The organism is Mucilaginibacter sp. RCC_168 (assembly GCF_041355315.1).
Lineage (GTDB): Bacteria > Bacteroidota > Bacteroidia > Sphingobacteriales > Sphingobacteriaceae > Mucilaginibacter.
In genome coordinates, this window is the sequence record NZ_JBFUPN010000021.1 from 25566 (window position 1) to 43864 (window position 18299).

At 40.2% G+C, this 18299-nt stretch carries 15 protein-coding genes; 14 read left to right on the forward strand and 1 reads right to left on the reverse strand.

The features are described from left to right. Positions 1-38: 38 nt before the first annotated feature. Complete coding sequence (locus AB6735_RS19840; RefSeq protein ID WP_370997753.1) at positions 39-650, reverse strand: TetR/AcrR family transcriptional regulator; 612 nt, start codon at positions 648-650, stop codon at positions 39-41. 443 nt (positions 651-1093) lie between these two features. Here AB6735_RS19840 and AB6735_RS19845 point away from each other — a divergent pair, with 443 nt between their 5' ends. From AB6735_RS19845 to AB6735_RS19910, 14 genes are all read left to right on the forward strand, one after another. Continuing rightward, the gene (locus tag AB6735_RS19845; protein ID WP_370997755.1) at positions 1094-1681 is read left to right on the forward strand and encodes an RNA polymerase sigma-70 factor; all 588 of its coding nucleotides are present in this window, start codon (positions 1094-1096) and stop codon (positions 1679-1681) included. A 98-nt stretch (positions 1682-1779) separates the two neighbouring features. Further along, entirely contained in the window at positions 1780-2919 is a 1140-nt protein-coding gene (locus AB6735_RS19850; RefSeq protein ID WP_370997756.1) for a FecR family protein, read from the forward strand. Positions 2920-3148: 229 nt separating this feature from the next. Further along, positions 3149-5581 (forward strand): SusC/RagA family TonB-linked outer membrane protein, encoded by a 2433-nt coding sequence (locus AB6735_RS19855; RefSeq protein WP_370997757.1) that lies wholly within the window; start codon positions 3149-3151, stop codon positions 5579-5581. A 45-nt stretch (positions 5582-5626) separates the two neighbouring features. Then, positions 5627-6622, forward strand: a complete 996-nt coding sequence (locus AB6735_RS19860; RefSeq protein WP_370997759.1) for a hypothetical protein — start codon at positions 5627-5629, stop codon at positions 6620-6622. Positions 6623-6649: 27 nt separating this feature from the next. Next, positions 6650-8575: a RagB/SusD family nutrient uptake outer membrane protein gene (locus AB6735_RS19865; RefSeq protein ID WP_370997762.1), complete on the forward strand. Its 1926-nt coding sequence runs from the start codon at positions 6650-6652 to the stop codon at positions 8573-8575. Positions 8576-8614: 39 nt separating this feature from the next. Then, positions 8615-9844, forward strand: a complete 1230-nt coding sequence (locus tag AB6735_RS19870) for a DUF5000 domain-containing lipoprotein (protein ID WP_370997763.1) — start codon at positions 8615-8617, stop codon at positions 9842-9844. Between the two features lie 52 nt (positions 9845-9896). Beyond that, positions 9897-11102: a DUF4998 domain-containing protein gene (locus AB6735_RS19875; protein ID WP_370997765.1), complete on the forward strand. Its 1206-nt coding sequence runs from the start codon at positions 9897-9899 to the stop codon at positions 11100-11102. A gap of 258 nt (positions 11103-11360) precedes the next feature. Then, positions 11361-11726, forward strand: a complete 366-nt coding sequence (locus AB6735_RS19880) for a transmembrane 220 family protein (RefSeq protein WP_370997766.1) — start codon at positions 11361-11363, stop codon at positions 11724-11726. Between the two features lie 78 nt (positions 11727-11804). Further along, positions 11805-12614 (forward strand): EboA domain-containing protein, encoded by an 810-nt coding sequence (locus tag AB6735_RS19885; protein ID WP_370997767.1) that lies wholly within the window; start codon positions 11805-11807, stop codon positions 12612-12614. Positions 12615-12704: 90 nt separating this feature from the next. After that, entirely contained in the window at positions 12705-13610 is a 906-nt protein-coding gene (locus AB6735_RS19890) for a TatD family hydrolase (protein WP_370997768.1), read from the forward strand. A 7-nt stretch (positions 13611-13617) separates the two neighbouring features. After that, positions 13618-14502 carry a UbiA-like protein EboC gene (gene eboC / locus AB6735_RS19895; protein WP_370997769.1) on the forward strand — a complete coding sequence of 295 codons (885 nt, stop codon included), beginning with the start codon at positions 13618-13620 and terminating at the stop codon, positions 14500-14502. A 7-nt stretch (positions 14503-14509) separates the two neighbouring features. Then, positions 14510-15727: a 3-dehydroquinate synthase gene (locus tag AB6735_RS19900; RefSeq protein WP_370997771.1), complete on the forward strand. Its 1218-nt coding sequence runs from the start codon at positions 14510-14512 to the stop codon at positions 15725-15727. Next, positions 15724-16932 carry a metabolite traffic protein EboE gene (eboE, locus tag AB6735_RS19905; protein WP_370997772.1) on the forward strand — a complete coding sequence of 403 codons (1209 nt, stop codon included), beginning with the start codon at positions 15724-15726 and terminating at the stop codon, positions 16930-16932. The genes AB6735_RS19900 and eboE overlap by 4 nt, the downstream gene beginning before the upstream one ends. After that, positions 16932-18281 (forward strand): alkaline phosphatase family protein, encoded by a 1350-nt coding sequence (locus AB6735_RS19910; RefSeq protein ID WP_370997774.1) that lies wholly within the window; start codon positions 16932-16934, stop codon positions 18279-18281. Before eboE ends, AB6735_RS19910 begins: the two co-directional genes overlap by 1 nt. Positions 18282-18299 lie beyond the last annotated feature (18 nt).

The window sequence follows — 18299 nt, forward strand, 5'->3', positions numbered from 1 at the left end:
AGATAATGAACGACGTTTATTAATAGATTAAATTTTTTTTATTTTGTTACAGCTAATAAATAATCTTCCATCGTTTTTATCAACACTTGTGGCACAGTTTCCTCCGATTCGACAATAATTTTTAACCGGCACCGTAAATTAAGAGATACCAGTCCGTGTACAGTACTCCATATTTGTAAGGTAGCTTGCTGCACATCGTTCATACGAAGCAGGTCTTTATTGATACAATCTGTAAGACAATCGATCAAAAAATTCAGGCAATTCGCTCCATTAACTTTGTGGAGTTCCTCATCTACGTTCATGGGAGCACGAATGATAAACATCAAATCATAGAGTTCCTGATTATTTAAGCCAAAGTTGATATAGGCCCGAGCAATCTGATTGAGTTTTTTAAGCGGATCAGTACTGGTTGCTTCTTTTTTAAATACATCCAGTAAGCGACCATAGGCATTGGCCTGTACTTCATACAATAGTTCATCTTTATCCTTAAAATACAAATAAATTGTACCAGGACTATATTCTATCGCATCTGCTATACCCCGAATTGAAGTTTTAGCGTAACCATCTTCCAGGAACATTTTCATGGCAGCAGCCGTAATCAGCTCTCTCATCTCCAGTTTTTCGCGTTCTTTTCTTTCTGTAACTCCCATGGCTAATTAAAAATGCGCTGCAAATATAATGAACAATGTTCAGTATTCAAATAATACTCAATTGAGGTATTAAAGGGATTCCATTCCGATTGATTACCACCCTTTAAAAATCGACTAAAATTTCCTGAATTTTACTACCTTAGCTATCCTGACTTGTTCAATTATAACCAATTTCATCTGTTGTAAACAAAAACAGTTTATTCATTATCAATAGCTGTTCTATTGATTTGAAATTTTAATATATTACCTGAACAAAAATTATTCAGAATATAATTTAGAATTGATGCTGCGCATGTTTATAGTATAATGTTTTATTTTAAATTAAAATATGGAAAAAACTTTACTTCAAATTTTGAGTGTGGCTTATTCGAATGATCTGCGTAACGTCATCCCGTGACTATTAATTTTACTATTGATACTTCAAGCTTAGGGCCCCTCTCCATATGTCAGATTATAGCCATTATACTGATGAGTTACTTACCTTTCATTTAAAAAAAGGTGAACAGGCTGCATTTACCGAAATTTATAACCGGTACTGGAAGCAAATGCTGGCTATTGCGTGGAATCATAGTAAAGACAGCGCGGTTGCTAAAGATATTGTTCATGATGTATTTATTTCACTGTGGGAAAAGTGTAATCAAGCTGAAATTAGGAATTTACCGGCCTTTCTTGCAGGCTCTATCAAATTAAGTATCTATCATTATTATCAGAAAGAACAACGCCGCGGTGAACTTGTGCAGCAGCATTTGGATTTTGAAACCATGGCCTATACAGAAGATAAGCTGGATGCGCGTTTTCTACAACAGTATATCGACAGCATTGTAGAGGAACTTCCGGAAAAATGTCGTATGGTTTTCAGGTACAGCCGTGAAAATGGCATGAAAAACTCAGAGATCGCAACTGAGATGCAAATTACCGAAAAAGGTGTTGAGGCCAATCTTACCCGTGCCCTTAAGATTATCCGGGGAGGTCTTAAGAAATATGGTGGATTAATACTGATATCTTTCCAACTATACCGATCTATCTTTTAAAATCAATCAATGGTAGCTTTTGAATAAAAATTTATTTTAAAATGGATATAGGGTAAAACGTTTTTCATGTAACATACCATTATAAAGCGCAATACCAATTGAACCGCCAAACCATTTATAACTTAATACAAAAGCACCAGGAAGGCCGGGCCACTGCTTCAGAGAAGCAAGCTTTAACTAATTGGTACAATAAAGTTTCAAGCGAAGCATCTGAATTTCCGGAGGATGAAGATAGTGTTCACGAAGAAATACTAACACGGCTCCTGAGTGAGATCGACTTTCCAAAATCCAGATCCTTCCGCTATAAAAATTGGGCAGTTGCAGCTTCCATATTAATGATTTTATCTGTTGGCGCCTTTTTTTTTGCTGGCAAACGCAGGCAAATCACAAATTCCACCATCACACTTAACCAGCAAATTAAACCTGGCAGTAACAAGGCTTTTTTGGTGTTAGCTAATGGAAAAAAAATATTCTTAGCCGATGTCAAGAACGGTAAGATAGCACAACAAGAAGGAAGTCAGGTGATCAAAACTTCTGATGGGCAATTAGTGTATAATGACAATCCTGCCACACCTACCGATGGCTCATCCCAATACAATACCATAGAAACACCTAAAGGAGGGCAATATCAGTTGCTTTTGCCCGATGGAACCCGGGTGTGGCTTAATGCTGCATCCTCCTTAAAATATCCCGTAAGTTTTACTTCGGCCAAAGAAAGAAAAGTTGAATTAAGCGGCGAAGCCTATTTCGAGGTGGCGCATAACAAAAACATCCCATTTCGGGTAGTAACCGATAAACAATTGGTTGAAGTATTGGGCACTCATTTTAACGTAAATGCCTATCACGATGAGCTTGATACCAAAACTACTTTATTAGAAGGTGCAATTAAAATTACCGCTGGAGATAAAAATACGACGCTAAAACCCGGGCAGGAAGCTGACCTCACAGGCACACTCAAGGTATCAGAAGTTGATCCCCGTGATGCTATAGACTGGAAAAACGGCTTCTTCAGATTTGATGATGATCTGGAAATCGTTATGCGGCAAATAGCAAGGTGGTATGATGTAAAAATTATATATGATGACGAAAGCGTTAAAAAGGAACCATTAGTTGGAGTTACCGCCCGCTTTTCCGATATATCCATCTTATTGAAAAAGATAGAGCAAATAACTGATGTCAAGTTCATTATTGAGGGCTCTACCATCATAGTTACCAAAAATAAACAAACCAAATTATAACCTGATTTAATTTAAACCGAGAAGAAAATGAAAGATTCAAGCTGACAAAAAGAAAATAGTTTAAAAGCAGGATCAGAGACACTCGCGATGTCTCTGACCTTAAAGCTTATTAAACTAAAATGCTATTGGAGATAACAATTTTAACATTAACCAGCCTAAACAAATGTACAAAAATTTTACTACAAACATTTGTACGCATTCGTGCTACACCAAGAAATTCCTTCTAATAATGAAACTAACGAGCCTTATACTCCTGCTTGCATTTATGCAGGTTAGCGCATCGGTCTTTTCGCAAAAAATAACTTACAAACAAAACGACGTTACACTAAAACGGCTTTTTAGTGAAATTAACCGGCAAACCGGGTATAATGTATTCTGGTCGCCTAAAGGGCCTCAAAAGAATTATACACTGAGTGTTGACTTTAAAAATACCACTCTTGAAGAGGTCTTGAACATAGCCCTTAAAACTTTCCGGCTCTCTTATATTATTGATGGTAAATCCATCATCATTAAAGAAGTCACTGTAACAAAACCCACTGTTACACCGGCTTTAATTATAGCCGATGTAACTATTACTGGGTCTGTTAAGGATAGCAAGGGTGTGCCCCTGCCGGGTGTGAGTGTTGCTGTTGTGGGTAACTCCAAGCTGGGAACGGTAACAGATGTTAACGGTAAATTTATTTTAGATGTAAAAGACAATGCTGTAATTAAACTAACTTTTGTAGGCTTTAAATCACAAACACTAACAGTAACACCCCAAACCAAAACATTTAATATTACACTGGAAGAAGACGTGCAAACTGCAGATGAAGTGGTTGTAACCGCCTACAACAGAAAACAGACACGTGAAGCCATAGTGGGATCTGTTACTACGGTAAAACCCGCCAATTTAAAAATACCGGCAAGTAACCTTACCAATGCGTTGGCGGGACAGGTTGCGGGAGTTATTGCCTACACGCCAAGCGGACAACCAGGACAGGATAACGCGCAATTCTTTATCAGGGGGGTAACTACATTTGGTTACAGGCAAAGCCCTTTGATCCTTATAGATAATGTGGAGTTAACCTCAAATGATCTGGCTCGATTAAATGTAGATGATATAGAAAGCTTTTCGATATTAAAAGATGCGAGCGCCACTGCTTTATACGGAGCCCGGGGAGGTAACGGCGTTATCCTGGTTAAAACAAAAGAGGGTAAGGCAGGTAAAGCGCAAATTAATGTGAGGGTCGAAAACGCCAGATCTCAATCTGTAAAAAGTATTGAGCTTGCCGATCCTATAACTTACATGAAACTTTATAATGAGGCTACCATTACCCGTAATCCATTGGCCGAACGTCCTTTTACAGCTAATAAAATAGCCAATACAGAAGCTGCTATGAGGGGTGATCCGGGAAGCAATTCTTATGTTTACCCTGCTGTAGACTGGCTTGGTTTGTTATTTAAGAATCATACCAATACCCAGCGCGCGGATATGAGCATACAAGGTGGCGGCGGAGCTGCGCGCTATTATGTTGCCGGTTCATACAGCAATGATAACGGTATCTTAAGAACGGACATCAGGAATAATAATAACAACAACGTTAAGTTTACCAATTATCAGCTGCGTTCAAATATAAATATCAATGTAAGTGATAAAACAGAGCTTGTTGTTCGTCTGTCGGGCACATTTAACCAATATAACGGACCGCAAAGTGCTGATGGAGGCTTTTCAACCGATCTTTATAATGAGGCAACGCATACCAGTCCGGTTTTATTTCCGGCTTATTATGAGCCGGATTCTGCCAATTTGAATATTAAACATATCCTCTTCGGTAATGTGCCTGGAACAAGCCCCAACACAACACAAACACGTAATCCGTATGCCGATCTGTTACGGGGGCATAAAAACTCCAACGAATCAAGGTTGCTTGCCCAATTGGAGCTAAATCAAAATTTAGAATTTGTAACCCAAGGCTTAAATTTTCACGCCATTTTTAGTACAAACCGTTATGCGTACTTTGAATCAAGCATGGCCTATAACCCTTTTTATTATACGGTGGGCAATTACGATAAGGCATCAAATCAGTATACCTTACAATGGATAAATTCCCAGCCCGGACAGGCCCAGGAATACCTTAACTATAACCGTGATCCGGGATCTGATAATCTGCAAACGCAGCTTTATCTGCAGGGAGTATTAGAGTACAGCAGAACCTTTGGTACTAACCATTCCATAAGCGGCGCTTTAATTGGCACTCGCCAACAGCAAGTATACTCAAACAATAAAGACCCCGATCTTCAGCAATATACATTACAGTATTCATTGCCATACCGTAATCAAACGCTTGCCGGCCGGGCCACTTACGCGTTTAAAAGCAAATATTTTCTGGAGTTTAACTTTGGTTATAACGGTTCTGAGCGGTTTTCTGATAACCACAGACTGGGTTTTTTCCCAACTATCGGCGCGTCATGGGTCCTTTCCGAGGAGAAATTCTGGGGAGATCTGTATAATGTGTTTGACCGTTTTAAACTGCGCGCCAGTTACGGTTTAGTAGGTAATGACCAGATCAGCAACCGCAGGTTCTTCTACCTGTCTGATGTGAATTTGAATGGCGGTGGCGGTGCCTCCTTCGGTACCAATAATAGTTATAGCCATGGCGGTGTTAGCATCAATAACTATTAAAATGATGATGTAACCTGGGAAAAATCTAAACAACTTAACCTGGGTGTGGAATTCACCGTTCTTAAAAACTTCAATGTAACTGCCGAAGTTTACAAAAACAATAAATATGATGTACTGCAAAACCGGAACAACATACCTTCAACCATGGGGCTGGAAGCAGCCATAGCTGCAAACATCGGCAAAGTAGAGTCGAAAGGTATTGATATCCAGATCGATGGTAAAAGGAGTATAGGTAAGGATGGTTTTTTATCGGCAAGGGCAAATTTTACCTATACTGCAAACAAGTATGTTCAGTATGAAGAACCGAGTTACAATGAAAAATACCGGCTTTTAACCGGGCAGCCGCTCAATCGCAATTTTGGTTATGTAGCCGAACGCCTATTTGTTGATGATGAGGAAGCCCGAAACTCACCAACGCAAATTTTTAGTACAAATGGCTTCCCGCCTCAAGGGGGCGATATTAAATATCGTGACCTTAATGGCGATGGCAAAATAGATGGCGCCGATCAAACATTCCTGGGCGATCCAAGCATCCCTCAAATAGTTTATGGTTTTGGTGTAAGTGGCGGCTGGCGCGGCTTTGATCTTTCGGCATTTTTCCAGGGACAGGCAAAGGTTTCTTTCTTTATTGACCCTGCCCGTACAAGCCCTTTTATTCAAAGTCCTGACAATTATTATAACGGTAATACACAATTATTGAAGGCTTATGCCGATAACCATTGGTCAGAAGATAACCAGAATTTATATGCTTTATACCCTCGATTGGGTATTAACGGCGCTCAAATAGAAAACAACAGGCAAAACAGTACCTGGTGGATGCGCGACGGTAGTTTTCTGAGGCTTAAATCGGCCGAGTTAGGGTATACTCTACCGGCTAAAATTGCTAAAAGCTTAGGAGTAAAAAAGACCCGTATATACTTTAATGGTTTAAATCTGCTTACCTGGAGCCCCTTTAAAATGTGGGACCCGGAACTGGGCGGCAGAGGGTTTAACTATCCTATACAAAAGGTATTTAACATAGGCATAAATGTTAACCTGTAATAATTAACTGACAAATAGTTTAAGAATATGAAATCATATTATAAATATTTATTCATGGTAGCCTTGACAATTACCGGTGTATCATGTAAAAAGTACCTTGATGTTGTCCCTGATAATGTTGGCACTATTGATTATGCCTTCAGAAATCGTAACGAGGCCGAAAATTATCTTTTTGGATGTTACAATGCACTGCAAAACTTTGCCAACGTACAAACCAACGTGGGTTTTGTAACCTCGGGCGAAACTCTTTTTCCTAATGATCTTCAGGATAACAATAGTGTTAACACGATAGGCTTTAACCTGATACGCGGAACTCAAAGCGCTCAAAATCCTGCCCTTAATTATTGGGATGGACAGAATAGTGGCCAGGCATTGTTTGTGGCTATCAGAAAATGTAATACCATGCTCGAAAATATTGATAAGCCTATTGATCTGAGCGCGGCCGAAAAGGAAAGATGGATAGCTGAAACAAAATTTTTGAAAGCTTATTATAATTACTACCTCTTTAGGATGTATGGCCCTATACCTATCGTTGACGTAAACCTGCCTATTACCGCCACTACAGAAGAAACAAAAGTAAAAAGAGCACCCGCAGATTCCGTAGTAAATTACATAGTTAAATTGCTGGATCAGGCTATACCTGGCCTGCCTCCGGTTATTCAGAACCAGACTGAGGAATTGGGCCGGATAACAAAAACAATTGCTTTGTGTGTAAAGGCTGAAGTACTGGCAACTGCAGCAAGTCCCCTATTTAATGGAAACCCCGACCTGGCATCATTAAAGAACAAAGATGGTCAGGCACTTTTTAATGGGACCTATGATGCTACCAAATGGGACAGAGCAGCTACCGCATGTTTTGATGCCATTAAAAGCGCCGAAGCAAACGGGAACAGGCTGCATGTGCAAAGCGATCTTACAGCTAACATTCCCGCAAGCCTTACCGATTCATTAAAGAAGGTATTAAACCTGCAAACTACCATTACCGATAAATGGGAAACAAACCCAGAACTAATATGGGCCTTAAACGGACATTTTGGATTTGGGAATCAGGAATATTTTATGCCAAGGTTAACCGCCGGAGCTGCAGGTAATTTAATAGCCCAGGGAACAATTGCAGCTCCAATAAGCCAGCAGGAATTGTTTTATACTAATAACGGAGTACCCATTAATGAAGATAAAACATGGGATTATACTAATCGATATGCTAAACAAACCGGCGACGATGCCAATAGATTTTATATCCACAACGGTTACGAAACTGTAAAAGCGCATTTTAACCGTGAACCCAGGTTTTATGCCGATTTAGCCTTTGATGGTGGCGTATGGTATGGTAATGGAATTTTAGGAGATGGTGAAAACGCCTTATATGTAGCAGGTAAAGGCCCGTCATCATTTGCGGGTCCTAAAGATAACATACGGCTAAATGTAACTGGTTACTGGCCCAAAAAACTCGTTAACTATTTAACAGTTTATGATAAAACCATGACTTGGGAAGATTTTCACCTGCCGGTAATAAGACTCGCGGGCATGTACTTATTGTATGCCGAAATCTTAAATGAGCAGGGAAAATCATCTGCAGAAGCTATACCCTACATTGATAAGGTCAGAACCAGGGCCGGTTTACCAGGTGTTGTTGAAGCGTGGACAAACTATTCGAAAACCCCAACCAAGTTTACTACAAAGGATGGTTTACGTCAAATAATACATCAGGAACGACGGATTGAACTGGCTTTTGAAGCACAAGCCGGATGGGATCTGCGCCGCTGGAAGGAATTACAAGATGTAATGACCAGGCCACTGCAAGGGTGGAACGTTTTTGAAGAATCATTTGTGAATTATTATCGTGCGCGCACCATTGTAACGCCAGTTTTCAATAACAGGAACTACATATGGCCAATAAGGGCTGATAACCTGATAATTAATAATAATCTTGTTCAAAATCCAAACTGGTAACTGTATAACTAAAGGATTTTAAGAAATAATTGAAAAATTATGAAAAATATAAATAAATATTCATTGCAGCTCTTTTTGGGTTTGTTATTGATAGGTATAATTTCCTGCAAACGGAATGATGGTTTTAGTACAAGCCCGATCTCGACAGATAAAACCAAACCCGGGGTAGTTACCAATATTAAAGTGGATAATTTTAATGGGGGCTCATACATCACATATACGCTTCCCAGTTCAGATAATCTGCTGTATGTATTAGCCAAATATAGCATAAGAGATAAGGTTGCCAGAGAAACCAAATCATCATACTATAAAGATACTGTGGAAGTGAACGGTTTTGCTGAATCAAAGGATTATCAGGTTACCTTGTACGCAGTTAGCAAGGCCGAAGTAATGTCCGATCCGGTTACCGTTACCGTACACCCTAAAACTCCTGTTTATCAATTGGTGAGGCCGAGCGCGGCTATATCGGCCGATTTTGGTGGTGTTAATGTAAAAGCATTAAATCCCCTGAAAAGAGATATTGGTGTAATAGTTACCGCTTTTAATGATGTAACAAAGTCAATGGAAGTAGAAGAGCAGCATTTTACAAAAGGTGATACCATTGATTTTTCTATAAGGGGCTTTAAATCAACTTCAAGGGATTTTGGAGTGTATATAACCGATGAATGGGGAAATATTTCAGATACTTTGAAAAAGAATTTGACTCCCTTATATGAAGAGTTACTGGATAAGAGCCAATTTGCAACCTATACTCAGCCAAGTGATGATGAGCTTTATGAGGGCGGAGGCTGGACAGTAAACAAATTATGGGATGGTAGCACAGATGACCCGGGATGGCATACCAATTCAAATTCAACGCCTCCTTTTACATGTACTTTTAGTGTGGGTAAAACTTATAAATTAAGTCGCTTTAAAATGTGGGGGCGCAAAGGTTTTGAATACGGGCATGGTAATCCACGTGATTTTAGTATTTGGGGATCTAATAAAACGTTACCCGCCGACGCTGCATTACCAATTACTGCTCCTGAAGGAACAGTTATAGGCGACTGGACAAATTTAGGTAATTATCACTGGCCGGCACCGCCGTCAGGTTTGCCGCCAACAGCTATTAACCAAAGCGATAAAGATTTCTTTAATCAGGGCGCAGAGTTCAATATCCCATTTAATGCACCTTCGGTTAAATACTTACGTATCTCTATAGCAAAAACATGGTCGGGTGGTACCCTTGCACATATAATTGAAGTATCATTTTATGGTAAACCGGAATAATGCTCCGGTTTATAAAAACAGGAATGAATTAATTACTTATTAAAATAAGAACATGAAAAATCTTCTATATATGCTGTTTGGCTGTATGTTATTAATCACAATGTACGGTTGTAATAAAACACAAACAGACTTTAAAAATTTGCTGGGCAATCAGGAAGTTGTTTATACCGGTGCGGTAAAGGCAGTAATTACTCAGCCCGGAAATCTGCGGATAGGTCTTAAATGGAAATCAAGCTCAGATCCAAGTATTGTTAAATATGTGGTATACTGGAATAACAAGGCCGACTCTCAAATAGTTAAAATCTCAACTAAAACAGATAGTGTAAGAACCACTATTACAGGGCTTAAGGAGTTTGTTTACACCTTTACCATATACTCTTTTGATGCAAAAGGCAATAAATCAATTCCTTTTGAGGTAAATAATATAAAGGTTTACGGTCCTGTTTATGCCGGCACCTTACTCAACAGGGCCTACAGTGGAGCAAACCCGTATAGAAACAACCCAAACGGATCGGTTACCCTGAATTTTACTACACCGGATACTATCAATATTAAAACGGTGATCAGGTATACCGATAGTTCGAATGCCACAATTGAGAAAACCCTTTTACCCGATAGTAGCTCTATTACGCTGCCCAACTATAAACAGGGTACCAAAATTCAATACCAGTCATATTATATTCCGGAACGCGCCGCTATCGATACGTTTGTGGTGAATAGGTTTGATGATTTTCCAGATATCGTGCTACAATATGTGCAATGTAATAAGTCCCTATTCAAATCCATATCGCTACCAAATGATGTACATGCTGACTTTGGGACAAGTTTTGAAAAACTATGGGACGGCAGTGTAGGTCCTCAATCATACCCTAATATTTTCCACTCCAATGAGTCGAAGTTGCCGCATCATTTTACATTTGACCTGGGCGCGGTATATAATTACCTGGCGCGTATTGAGGAAACGGGTCGCGATCAGTCACATAATCCTCTTGATTTTGAAGTATGGGGTATAGCCGACATCAGCAACGCTGCTACAACCTTACCGGGTACAGATCCGGGATGGACGGCTGAAATGAAAGCCAAAGGATGGACACTGCTCAAGGAGTGCGTACGTACCGATGATGGTAAACAAGCCATGAAGTTTGATTTCATCGGTAACCCGCCGCCGGTACGTTACATCCGGATAAGGGTTAAAACCAATACGAGCGGCGAAAACTATAGCAATATCAGTGAGCTCACGCTCTGGAATCTGCAATAAAACGCTGGTCAAAATATAAAAAGGGCTCTTACGTATGTAAGAGCCCTTTTTATATTTTGAAAACGCATCAGCAGATATCTTTTCCTCCTTAAACTCAGGCAAAATCACTCATGATTGCAAGTAAAAAAATTGAAATTTTCTTTTAAGAATTTTTACCCTCATATTAGCCACCGCAATCGATAACAAACCAGATATCATAACGTTTTGGATATATGGTTATCAGATCGTAATTGCATACCATAATTAATTCAAAATTTTATGATCCTAATTATCCTAAACATTATTTTTTGTTTATCATTTTTGGTATTTGCCTACCTCAATTTAAATGATGTTGATCCCTGGCTTTGGGTGCCGATCTATCTGAGTGCTTCTATTAGCTGTGGACTGGTTGTCTTTGGTAAATATTATCATACCATATGGCTTCTATTGGTGGCTTTTTATTTAATTTATGCAATAATTCTGTTTTTTGCTAAGGATGGTGTACGTGACTGGATTACAAAATATAAGAAGCCAAGCCTGGTTGAAAGCATGCAGGCCACCAAACCTTACATCGAGCAAACGCGCGAATTTTTTGGTTTATTGATCATTTCAGCTGCATTGCTGATCAATTATTTTGCCACGTGAGTATTTCATATACATCTGTAATATTTCATTACTCACCTCATGATTTGATTTTTTATGTCTATTTATGATATAACAAAAATGGATGCTACTATGGCAGGTATTATTAAGTATAATGTTTCGCCCGATACCTGGATGTGGCTCCAACAGTTCAAGAAGCTGCCAAATGATTATTCCGCGCTCAATACAGCGTTTATGATCATTCCACGAAAAACAGGAAAACCAGCTGTAGACGTAACTATAGATCCATTCAAAAACTGGACTATTGACAGGCTATGCCGGGTATGGTTGCTTTTGCAATGGGACACTACAGATAAGGACAAATATTATCAAACCATTGATAGTTTGTTTTTATCAGCAGAAATGAATGAATCGGTGGCATTATATTCCGCGTTACCTTTTTTGGCTTACCCTGAGATATGGATAAAAAGATGCGCCGAAGGTATCCGAAGTAATATCGGCTCCGTTTTGGAGGCCATTATGTATAACAATCCGTATCCATCGGTATACCTGGATCAGGCAGCCTGGAATCAACTGATATTAAAAGCTTTTTTTACCGAAAAAAATGTGCCGTTAATAATTGGTCTGGATAGACGGGCCAATAAAGAGCTGGCATTAATACTTAGCGATTATGTCCGCGAACGATGGGCGGCTGGTCGTAAGGTAAATCCAACATTATGGCGATTGGTGGCAGGATTTATTGATGATAAAATTTTTGAAGACATCAAAATTAGTCTTACTCATGATGATATGGCCGAAAAAGAAGCAATAGCGTTGGCTATTTCAGAATCCGGCTTTGAGCCTGCAAAGCAATGGTTAAGTAATATTCCTGAATTAAAGTCGATAGTAATTGATAAAGCATTAAATTGGAATAAGATTTCTATAAATTAAAATATAATTATGTGTTGTAGCCATTCGATAGAAAAAGATAAGGAGGAGAGAAAAACTCTTGAGGCGTTTGATTTAAGTTCGGTAAAAGGGATGAAGTTTTTTGATCCCCATGTTCACATGACTTCCCGCACCACTGATGATTACCAGGCCATGGCCGATGCCGGTGTTGTGGCGCTTATTGAACCTGCGTTTTGGCTGGGTCAGCCACGTACTGGTCTGGATAGCTTTAGAGATTATTATAGCAGCCTTATCGGTTGGGAGAGGTTTCGTTCATCCCAGTTTGGTATAAAGCATTACTGTACAATTGGATTGAATTCACGCGAAGCCAATAACGAACCTTTAGCCGAACAGGTGATGGAGCTTTTACCTTTGTTTGTTTACAAAGATGGCGTGGTTGGTATCGGCGAAATAGGTTTTGATGACCAGACAGTCGCTGAAGAGAAATATTACCGCCTGCAATTGGAGCTGGCCAAAGAAGCCGGTTTGCCCGTGCAAATTCATACTCCGCATCGCGATAAAAAAAGAGGTACCCAACGCAGTATGGATATTGCTTTGGAACATGGCCTTGATCCATATAAAGTGATTGTTGATCATAACAATGAGGAAACCGTTAAAGAAGTGCTCGACAGAGGTTTTTGGGCTGCTTTTACTATCTACCCATTCACAAAAATGGGTAATGAACGTATGGTTGACATTACTGCACAATATGGCTCCGAGCGGATCATGATCAACTCAGCTGCCGATTGGGGTATCAGTGACCCATTGGCGGTTCCTAAAACTGCCGCATTGATGAAAATTCGCGGCTTGAACGATGCGGACATTGAGTTGATAACTTATCGCAATGCCATAACGGCATTTGCACAAAGCGGCCAGATTGATGAAGCCGATTTCGCGACGCCAAAGAATATCGATCAAACCGAGAAATTTGAGGGCAATACGATTTTACGTGGAGGGCAGCAACCGCGTATTGATAAATCTTCCATTATTATCAGCTAAAGTCATAGTGAAAAAGTTATTCATTTATTTACGAATGATGAGGCCTGCTAATATTGTTACCTCCGTGGCCGATGTATTAGCAGGTATTGCCATTGCCGGTGTGTTTACAGCCGCCGTTGCAGGCCACTGGCTTTCCATAGTATCATTGTGTTGTTCAACAGCTTGTTTATACGGAGGCGGGATAGTTTTTAATGATGTTTTTGATGCCGATTTAGATCGCATGGAGCGTCCTGAACGTGCTATACCAAGTGGGTTAGTTACCTTAACCGAAGCATCGCTGCTGGGCGCAATATTGCTTTTAACAGGCGTAATCCTGGCAGCTCTGTATAGCCTAACATCGGGATTATTTGCTTTAGCAATCGCGTTTTTCGCTTTATTGTACAATAAAGCGGGTAAGCATCACTCCTTTTTTGGCCCCTTAAACATGGGAATCTGTCGGGGCTTGAATCTATTACTGGGCGTTAGTATAATTCCGGCCATGCTTTATACCCATTATTGGCTTGCCTGCATACCGGTTATTTACATCTTTTCTATCACCATGACAAGCCGGGGTGAAGTACATGGCGGCAATCAAAAAAACCTGTATATAGCAGCCGGCCTTTACGCCATAGTTATAGGTTCCATTCTATATTTTTCCTTTATCAACCAGCAATGGTTATGGTCGCTTATTTTTCTGTTGCCATTTGCATGGATGATATTTAAGCCATTGACCAAGGCTATACAACAACCGATCGGCAAAAATATCGGCGCTGCAGTTAAAGCGGGAGTTATATCATTAATTTTGATGGATGCGGCCTGGGCAGTTACCTTCAGCTCTATTTACCCGGCTTTAGGTATCGCCGCCTTATTGCCGGTATCTATATGGTTGTCCAAAATTTTTGCTGTTACCTGATTTCATTATGCTCAATAATAAACTTCAATACCCATATTATATGGATACGCTACACCAATCATTTACTGTAAAGTTTAGTTATGATATTTTTTTCACATCAGCACTTTTTGATGTTACCAATAAACTCATCAATGATTTTTTAATTGGTGCCAACCCTTCCGTTTCTGTAAAAAAAATTCTTTTTGTGATTGACGATGGTGTGGCCAATACTCATCCTGCTTTGGTTGGTCAAATAAAAGATTATTTTATTCAGCATAACCAAACGCAATTAGTAGAGGATATATTGATTATTCCAGGTGGTGAAGCAGTAAAAAACGATACCCGGTATTTAGACCAGGTTCTGGAAGCCATCAATACTCACGGGATAGACCGGCATTCTTTTGTGACGGCCATAGGTGGAGGTGCCGTATTGGACATGGTTGGCTACGCTGCTACCATTAGCCATAGAGGCGTTAAACATATCCGGATCCCCACTACCGTTCTATCGCAGAATGACTCCGGCATAGGCGTTAAAAACGGCGTTAATTATTTTAATAAGAAAAACTTCCTGGGTACATTCTCCCCTCCTCTCGCAGTTTTTAATGATGAATTGTTTTTGAGCACACTATCCGATCGCGACTGGCGTTCAGGCATAGCAGAAGCTATAAAGGTCGCCCTGATCAAAGACCAAAGCTTTTTTATATGGCTGGAAGAAAACGCCGCCTTCTTAGTACAGCGTGACAGGGTTGCTATGAATTATCAGATATGGAAATGCGCCCAATTACACCTGGAACATATCCGCGGTACTGATCCTTTTGAAAGCGGCTCTTCACGACCACTTGATTTTGGTCATTGGAGCGCACACAAATTGGAATATCTCACCAATTTTGAGGTCAAACATGGTGAGGCTGTTGCCATGGGAATCGCTTTAGATACCGTATACTCCAATTTATCAGGCCGCTTATCAGCTGATAAATCACAAAGGGTATTGAACCTGATCCAAAAATTGGGGTTTGAACTAACACATCCCTTACTTCAGGTTGAACAGGATAACAGTCCTATATTATTGGGTTTACAAGAGTTTCGCGAACATTTAGGCGGGCAATTAACAATCACCCTGCTAACAGCCATAGGCAAAGGCGAAGAGGTTCATGAAATTGATGCAGGAATAGTTAAAAAAGCAGGTGAAATTTTACAGGAGCTCAACCAGCAGGCAACCCACAACCTTTCATCTTCTATCTTATGAAATTAAATTCAGGACATTTAACTTTCTGTACAAATATTTATGCCGGTGAAAGCTGGGCTGCTCATTTTGCCGTTTTAAAAGAAAGTTTCCCGTTGATTAAAAAAGACCTATCGCCTCATGAACCTATGGGAATAGGCCTCCGCCTTTCAAACCAGGCCAGTATAGAAATATTGCAGGACAATCATCTCCCGGAATTTAAACAATGGTTACAAGCCGTTGATGGATATGTTTTCACTATGAATGGCTTTCCTTATGGAGGCTTTCATCACACCCGGGTTAAAGACCAGGTACACGCGCCAGATTGGACTACTGATGAGCGGGTGGCCTATACCATCCGGCTCTTTAATATACTGGCGCAATTATTACCAGCTGGAATGGATGGCGGGATTTCAACTTCTCCCTTAAGTTATAAACCATGGTTTACAACAGCGGAAGAAAGCGAAGATGCTAAAAATGTCGCTACACAAAATATCCTGTCAGTGGTCGAAGCGCTACATCACATACTGGAGTCTACAGGTACTTTGTTACACCTGGATATTGAACCAGAACCGGATGGTTTTCTGGAATCAGGACCGGAATTTATCAACTGGTTTGAAAACGATCTGCTTGCGAAAGGAAAAATCTATTGTTCGGAAAAATTACATATAACCCAGGACGAAGCAGTGGAGTTATTGAAGAGGCACGTTTGTTTATGTTATGATGTTTGCCACTTTGCTATTGGTTATGAGCCGCATACAGCTATAATTGAGCAGCTCAGGGCAAAAGGTATTCAAATTGGCAAAATTCAAATTAGTGCCGCGTTAAAAACTCAGCTTCCGGCATCACCGGCCGAAAGATCAAAAGTACTTGACGAACTTTCGAAATTTGATGAACCTACCTATCTTCATCAGGTTATTGCCAAACGTAATGATGGTTCGCTGATACGTTATCCGGATCTTTCAGAAGCATTAGCAGATGGACAAAATCCGGATGTTACGGAGTGGCGGGCACATTTTCATGTCCCGATCTTTGAGGAAGACATGGGTATAGTCAAATCCACACAAACCGATATTACAGAGGTGCTTTCACTCCAAAAGAACAAACCTTTCACCCACCATCTGGAAATAGAGACTTATACGTGGGAGGTTTTACCTTCCTCGTTAAAAATACCCTTAAACGAATCAATTATCAGGGAGTTGGCATGGGTTAAAACAAAATTATCATAATGAATAAAACAGTAGTAATTGATATTGTAGGATTATCATCTTCGGTAATAGGACAACATACGCCCTTTCTTCAACGATATATTGCTCAAAAACATCTAAGGACTATTGAACCATTATTACCAGCAGTTACTACCGCGGTACAATCAACCTATTTAACAGGCAAATTCCCGTCAGACACGGGCATTGTGGGGAATGGTTGGTACGACCATGCCGACAGCGAGGTAAAATTCTGGAAACAGTCAAACAAACTCGTTCAGGGCGAAAAAATATGGGATAAAGCAAAAAAAGAAGAACCATCCTTCACCTGTGCCAATATGTTTTGGTGGTATAATATGTATTCATCGGCAGATTATTCGGTAACCCCGCGTCCTAATTATTTGGCAGACGGGCGTAAATTACCCGATTGCTACTCCCAGCCGGCTGAATTACGCGACCATCTACAAAGCAAACTGGGCCAATTTCCCCTATTTCAGTTTTGGGGACCTGGTGCCAATATTAAATCAACACAATGGATCGCTGATGCAGCCATGGAGAATGAGGAGCTGCACAATCCTACGCTTACTTTGATCTATCTCCCCCACCTTGATTATTGTCTTCAAAAATTCGGGCCCGATCTGGCTAAAATTGGTAAAGAACTGCAAGAGATTGACGAGGTGGTTAAACAGCTGGTAACCTTTTATCAAAACAAAGGAGCCCGTATTATCCTGCTTTCGGAATATGGCATTGCTCCGGTAAATAACCCCATTCACCTCAATCGCATATTGAGGGAACAGGGGCTTTTACAGATCAGAACAGAGCGTGGATTAGAGCTGTTGGATGCCGGTGCATCCAAAGCATTTGCCGTGGCCGATCATCAGATAGCCCACATCTATATCAATGATAAAACAGTAACAGAACAGGTAAAAGCCTTACTGGAAGGCATACCTGGTGTAGAATTGGTGCTTGATAAAACGGAACAGATTAAACATCATATCAACCATGAACGCTCGGGCGATCTGGTACTGATGGCGGCCGAAAAAAGTTGGTTTACCTACTATTTCTGGGTTGATGATGCCAAGGCGCCCGACTACGCACGAGTGGTTGACATTCACAAAAAACCCGGCTATGATCCGGTAGAGATGTTTATGACCTCCAAACTAAGAGCAGGATACAAACTTTTAAGAAAAAAATCAGGCTTAAGATATGTGATGGACGTTATACCACTTGATGCCACTTTAATAAAAGGGTCACATGGCCGGATTGGCGTTCCTGAAGCTTATAAACCCATTATCGTTACAGATGAGAAAAATGATATCAAAAACATCAACGCGACTGATGTTTTTGATATCATATGGCAGCACCTGCATTAACCAGATATTATTTCTGCT

What these genes read in the sequence shown, in the direction of transcription:
- AB6735_RS19840 (WP_370997753.1), bottom strand. Translation starts at nt 650, where the DNA reads ATGGGAGTTACAGAAAGAAAAGAACGCGAAAAACTGGAGATGAGAGAG.
- AB6735_RS19845 (WP_370997755.1), top strand. Translation starts at nt 1,094, where the DNA reads ATGTCAGATTATAGCCATTATACTGATGAGTTACTTACCTTTCATTTA.
- AB6735_RS19855 (WP_370997757.1), top strand. Translation starts at nt 3,149, where the DNA reads ATGAAACTAACGAGCCTTATACTCCTGCTTGCATTTATGCAGGTTAGC.
- AB6735_RS19865 (WP_370997762.1), top strand. Translation starts at nt 6,650, where the DNA reads ATGAAATCATATTATAAATATTTATTCATGGTAGCCTTGACAATTACC.
- AB6735_RS19870 (WP_370997763.1), top strand. Translation starts at nt 8,615, where the DNA reads ATGAAAAATATAAATAAATATTCATTGCAGCTCTTTTTGGGTTTGTTA.
- AB6735_RS19875 (WP_370997765.1), top strand. Translation starts at nt 9,897, where the DNA reads ATGAAAAATCTTCTATATATGCTGTTTGGCTGTATGTTATTAATCACA.
- AB6735_RS19880 (WP_370997766.1), top strand. Translation starts at nt 11,361, where the DNA reads ATGATCCTAATTATCCTAAACATTATTTTTTGTTTATCATTTTTGGTA.
- AB6735_RS19885 (WP_370997767.1), top strand. Translation starts at nt 11,805, where the DNA reads ATGGATGCTACTATGGCAGGTATTATTAAGTATAATGTTTCGCCCGAT.
- AB6735_RS19890 (WP_370997768.1), top strand. Translation starts at nt 12,705, where the DNA reads ATGAAGTTTTTTGATCCCCATGTTCACATGACTTCCCGCACCACTGAT.
- AB6735_RS19900 (WP_370997771.1), top strand. Translation starts at nt 14,510, where the DNA reads ATGCTCAATAATAAACTTCAATACCCATATTATATGGATACGCTACAC.
- eboE (WP_370997772.1), top strand. Translation starts at nt 15,724, where the DNA reads ATGAAATTAAATTCAGGACATTTAACTTTCTGTACAAATATTTATGCC.
- AB6735_RS19910 (WP_370997774.1), top strand. Translation starts at nt 16,932, where the DNA reads ATGAATAAAACAGTAGTAATTGATATTGTAGGATTATCATCTTCGGTA.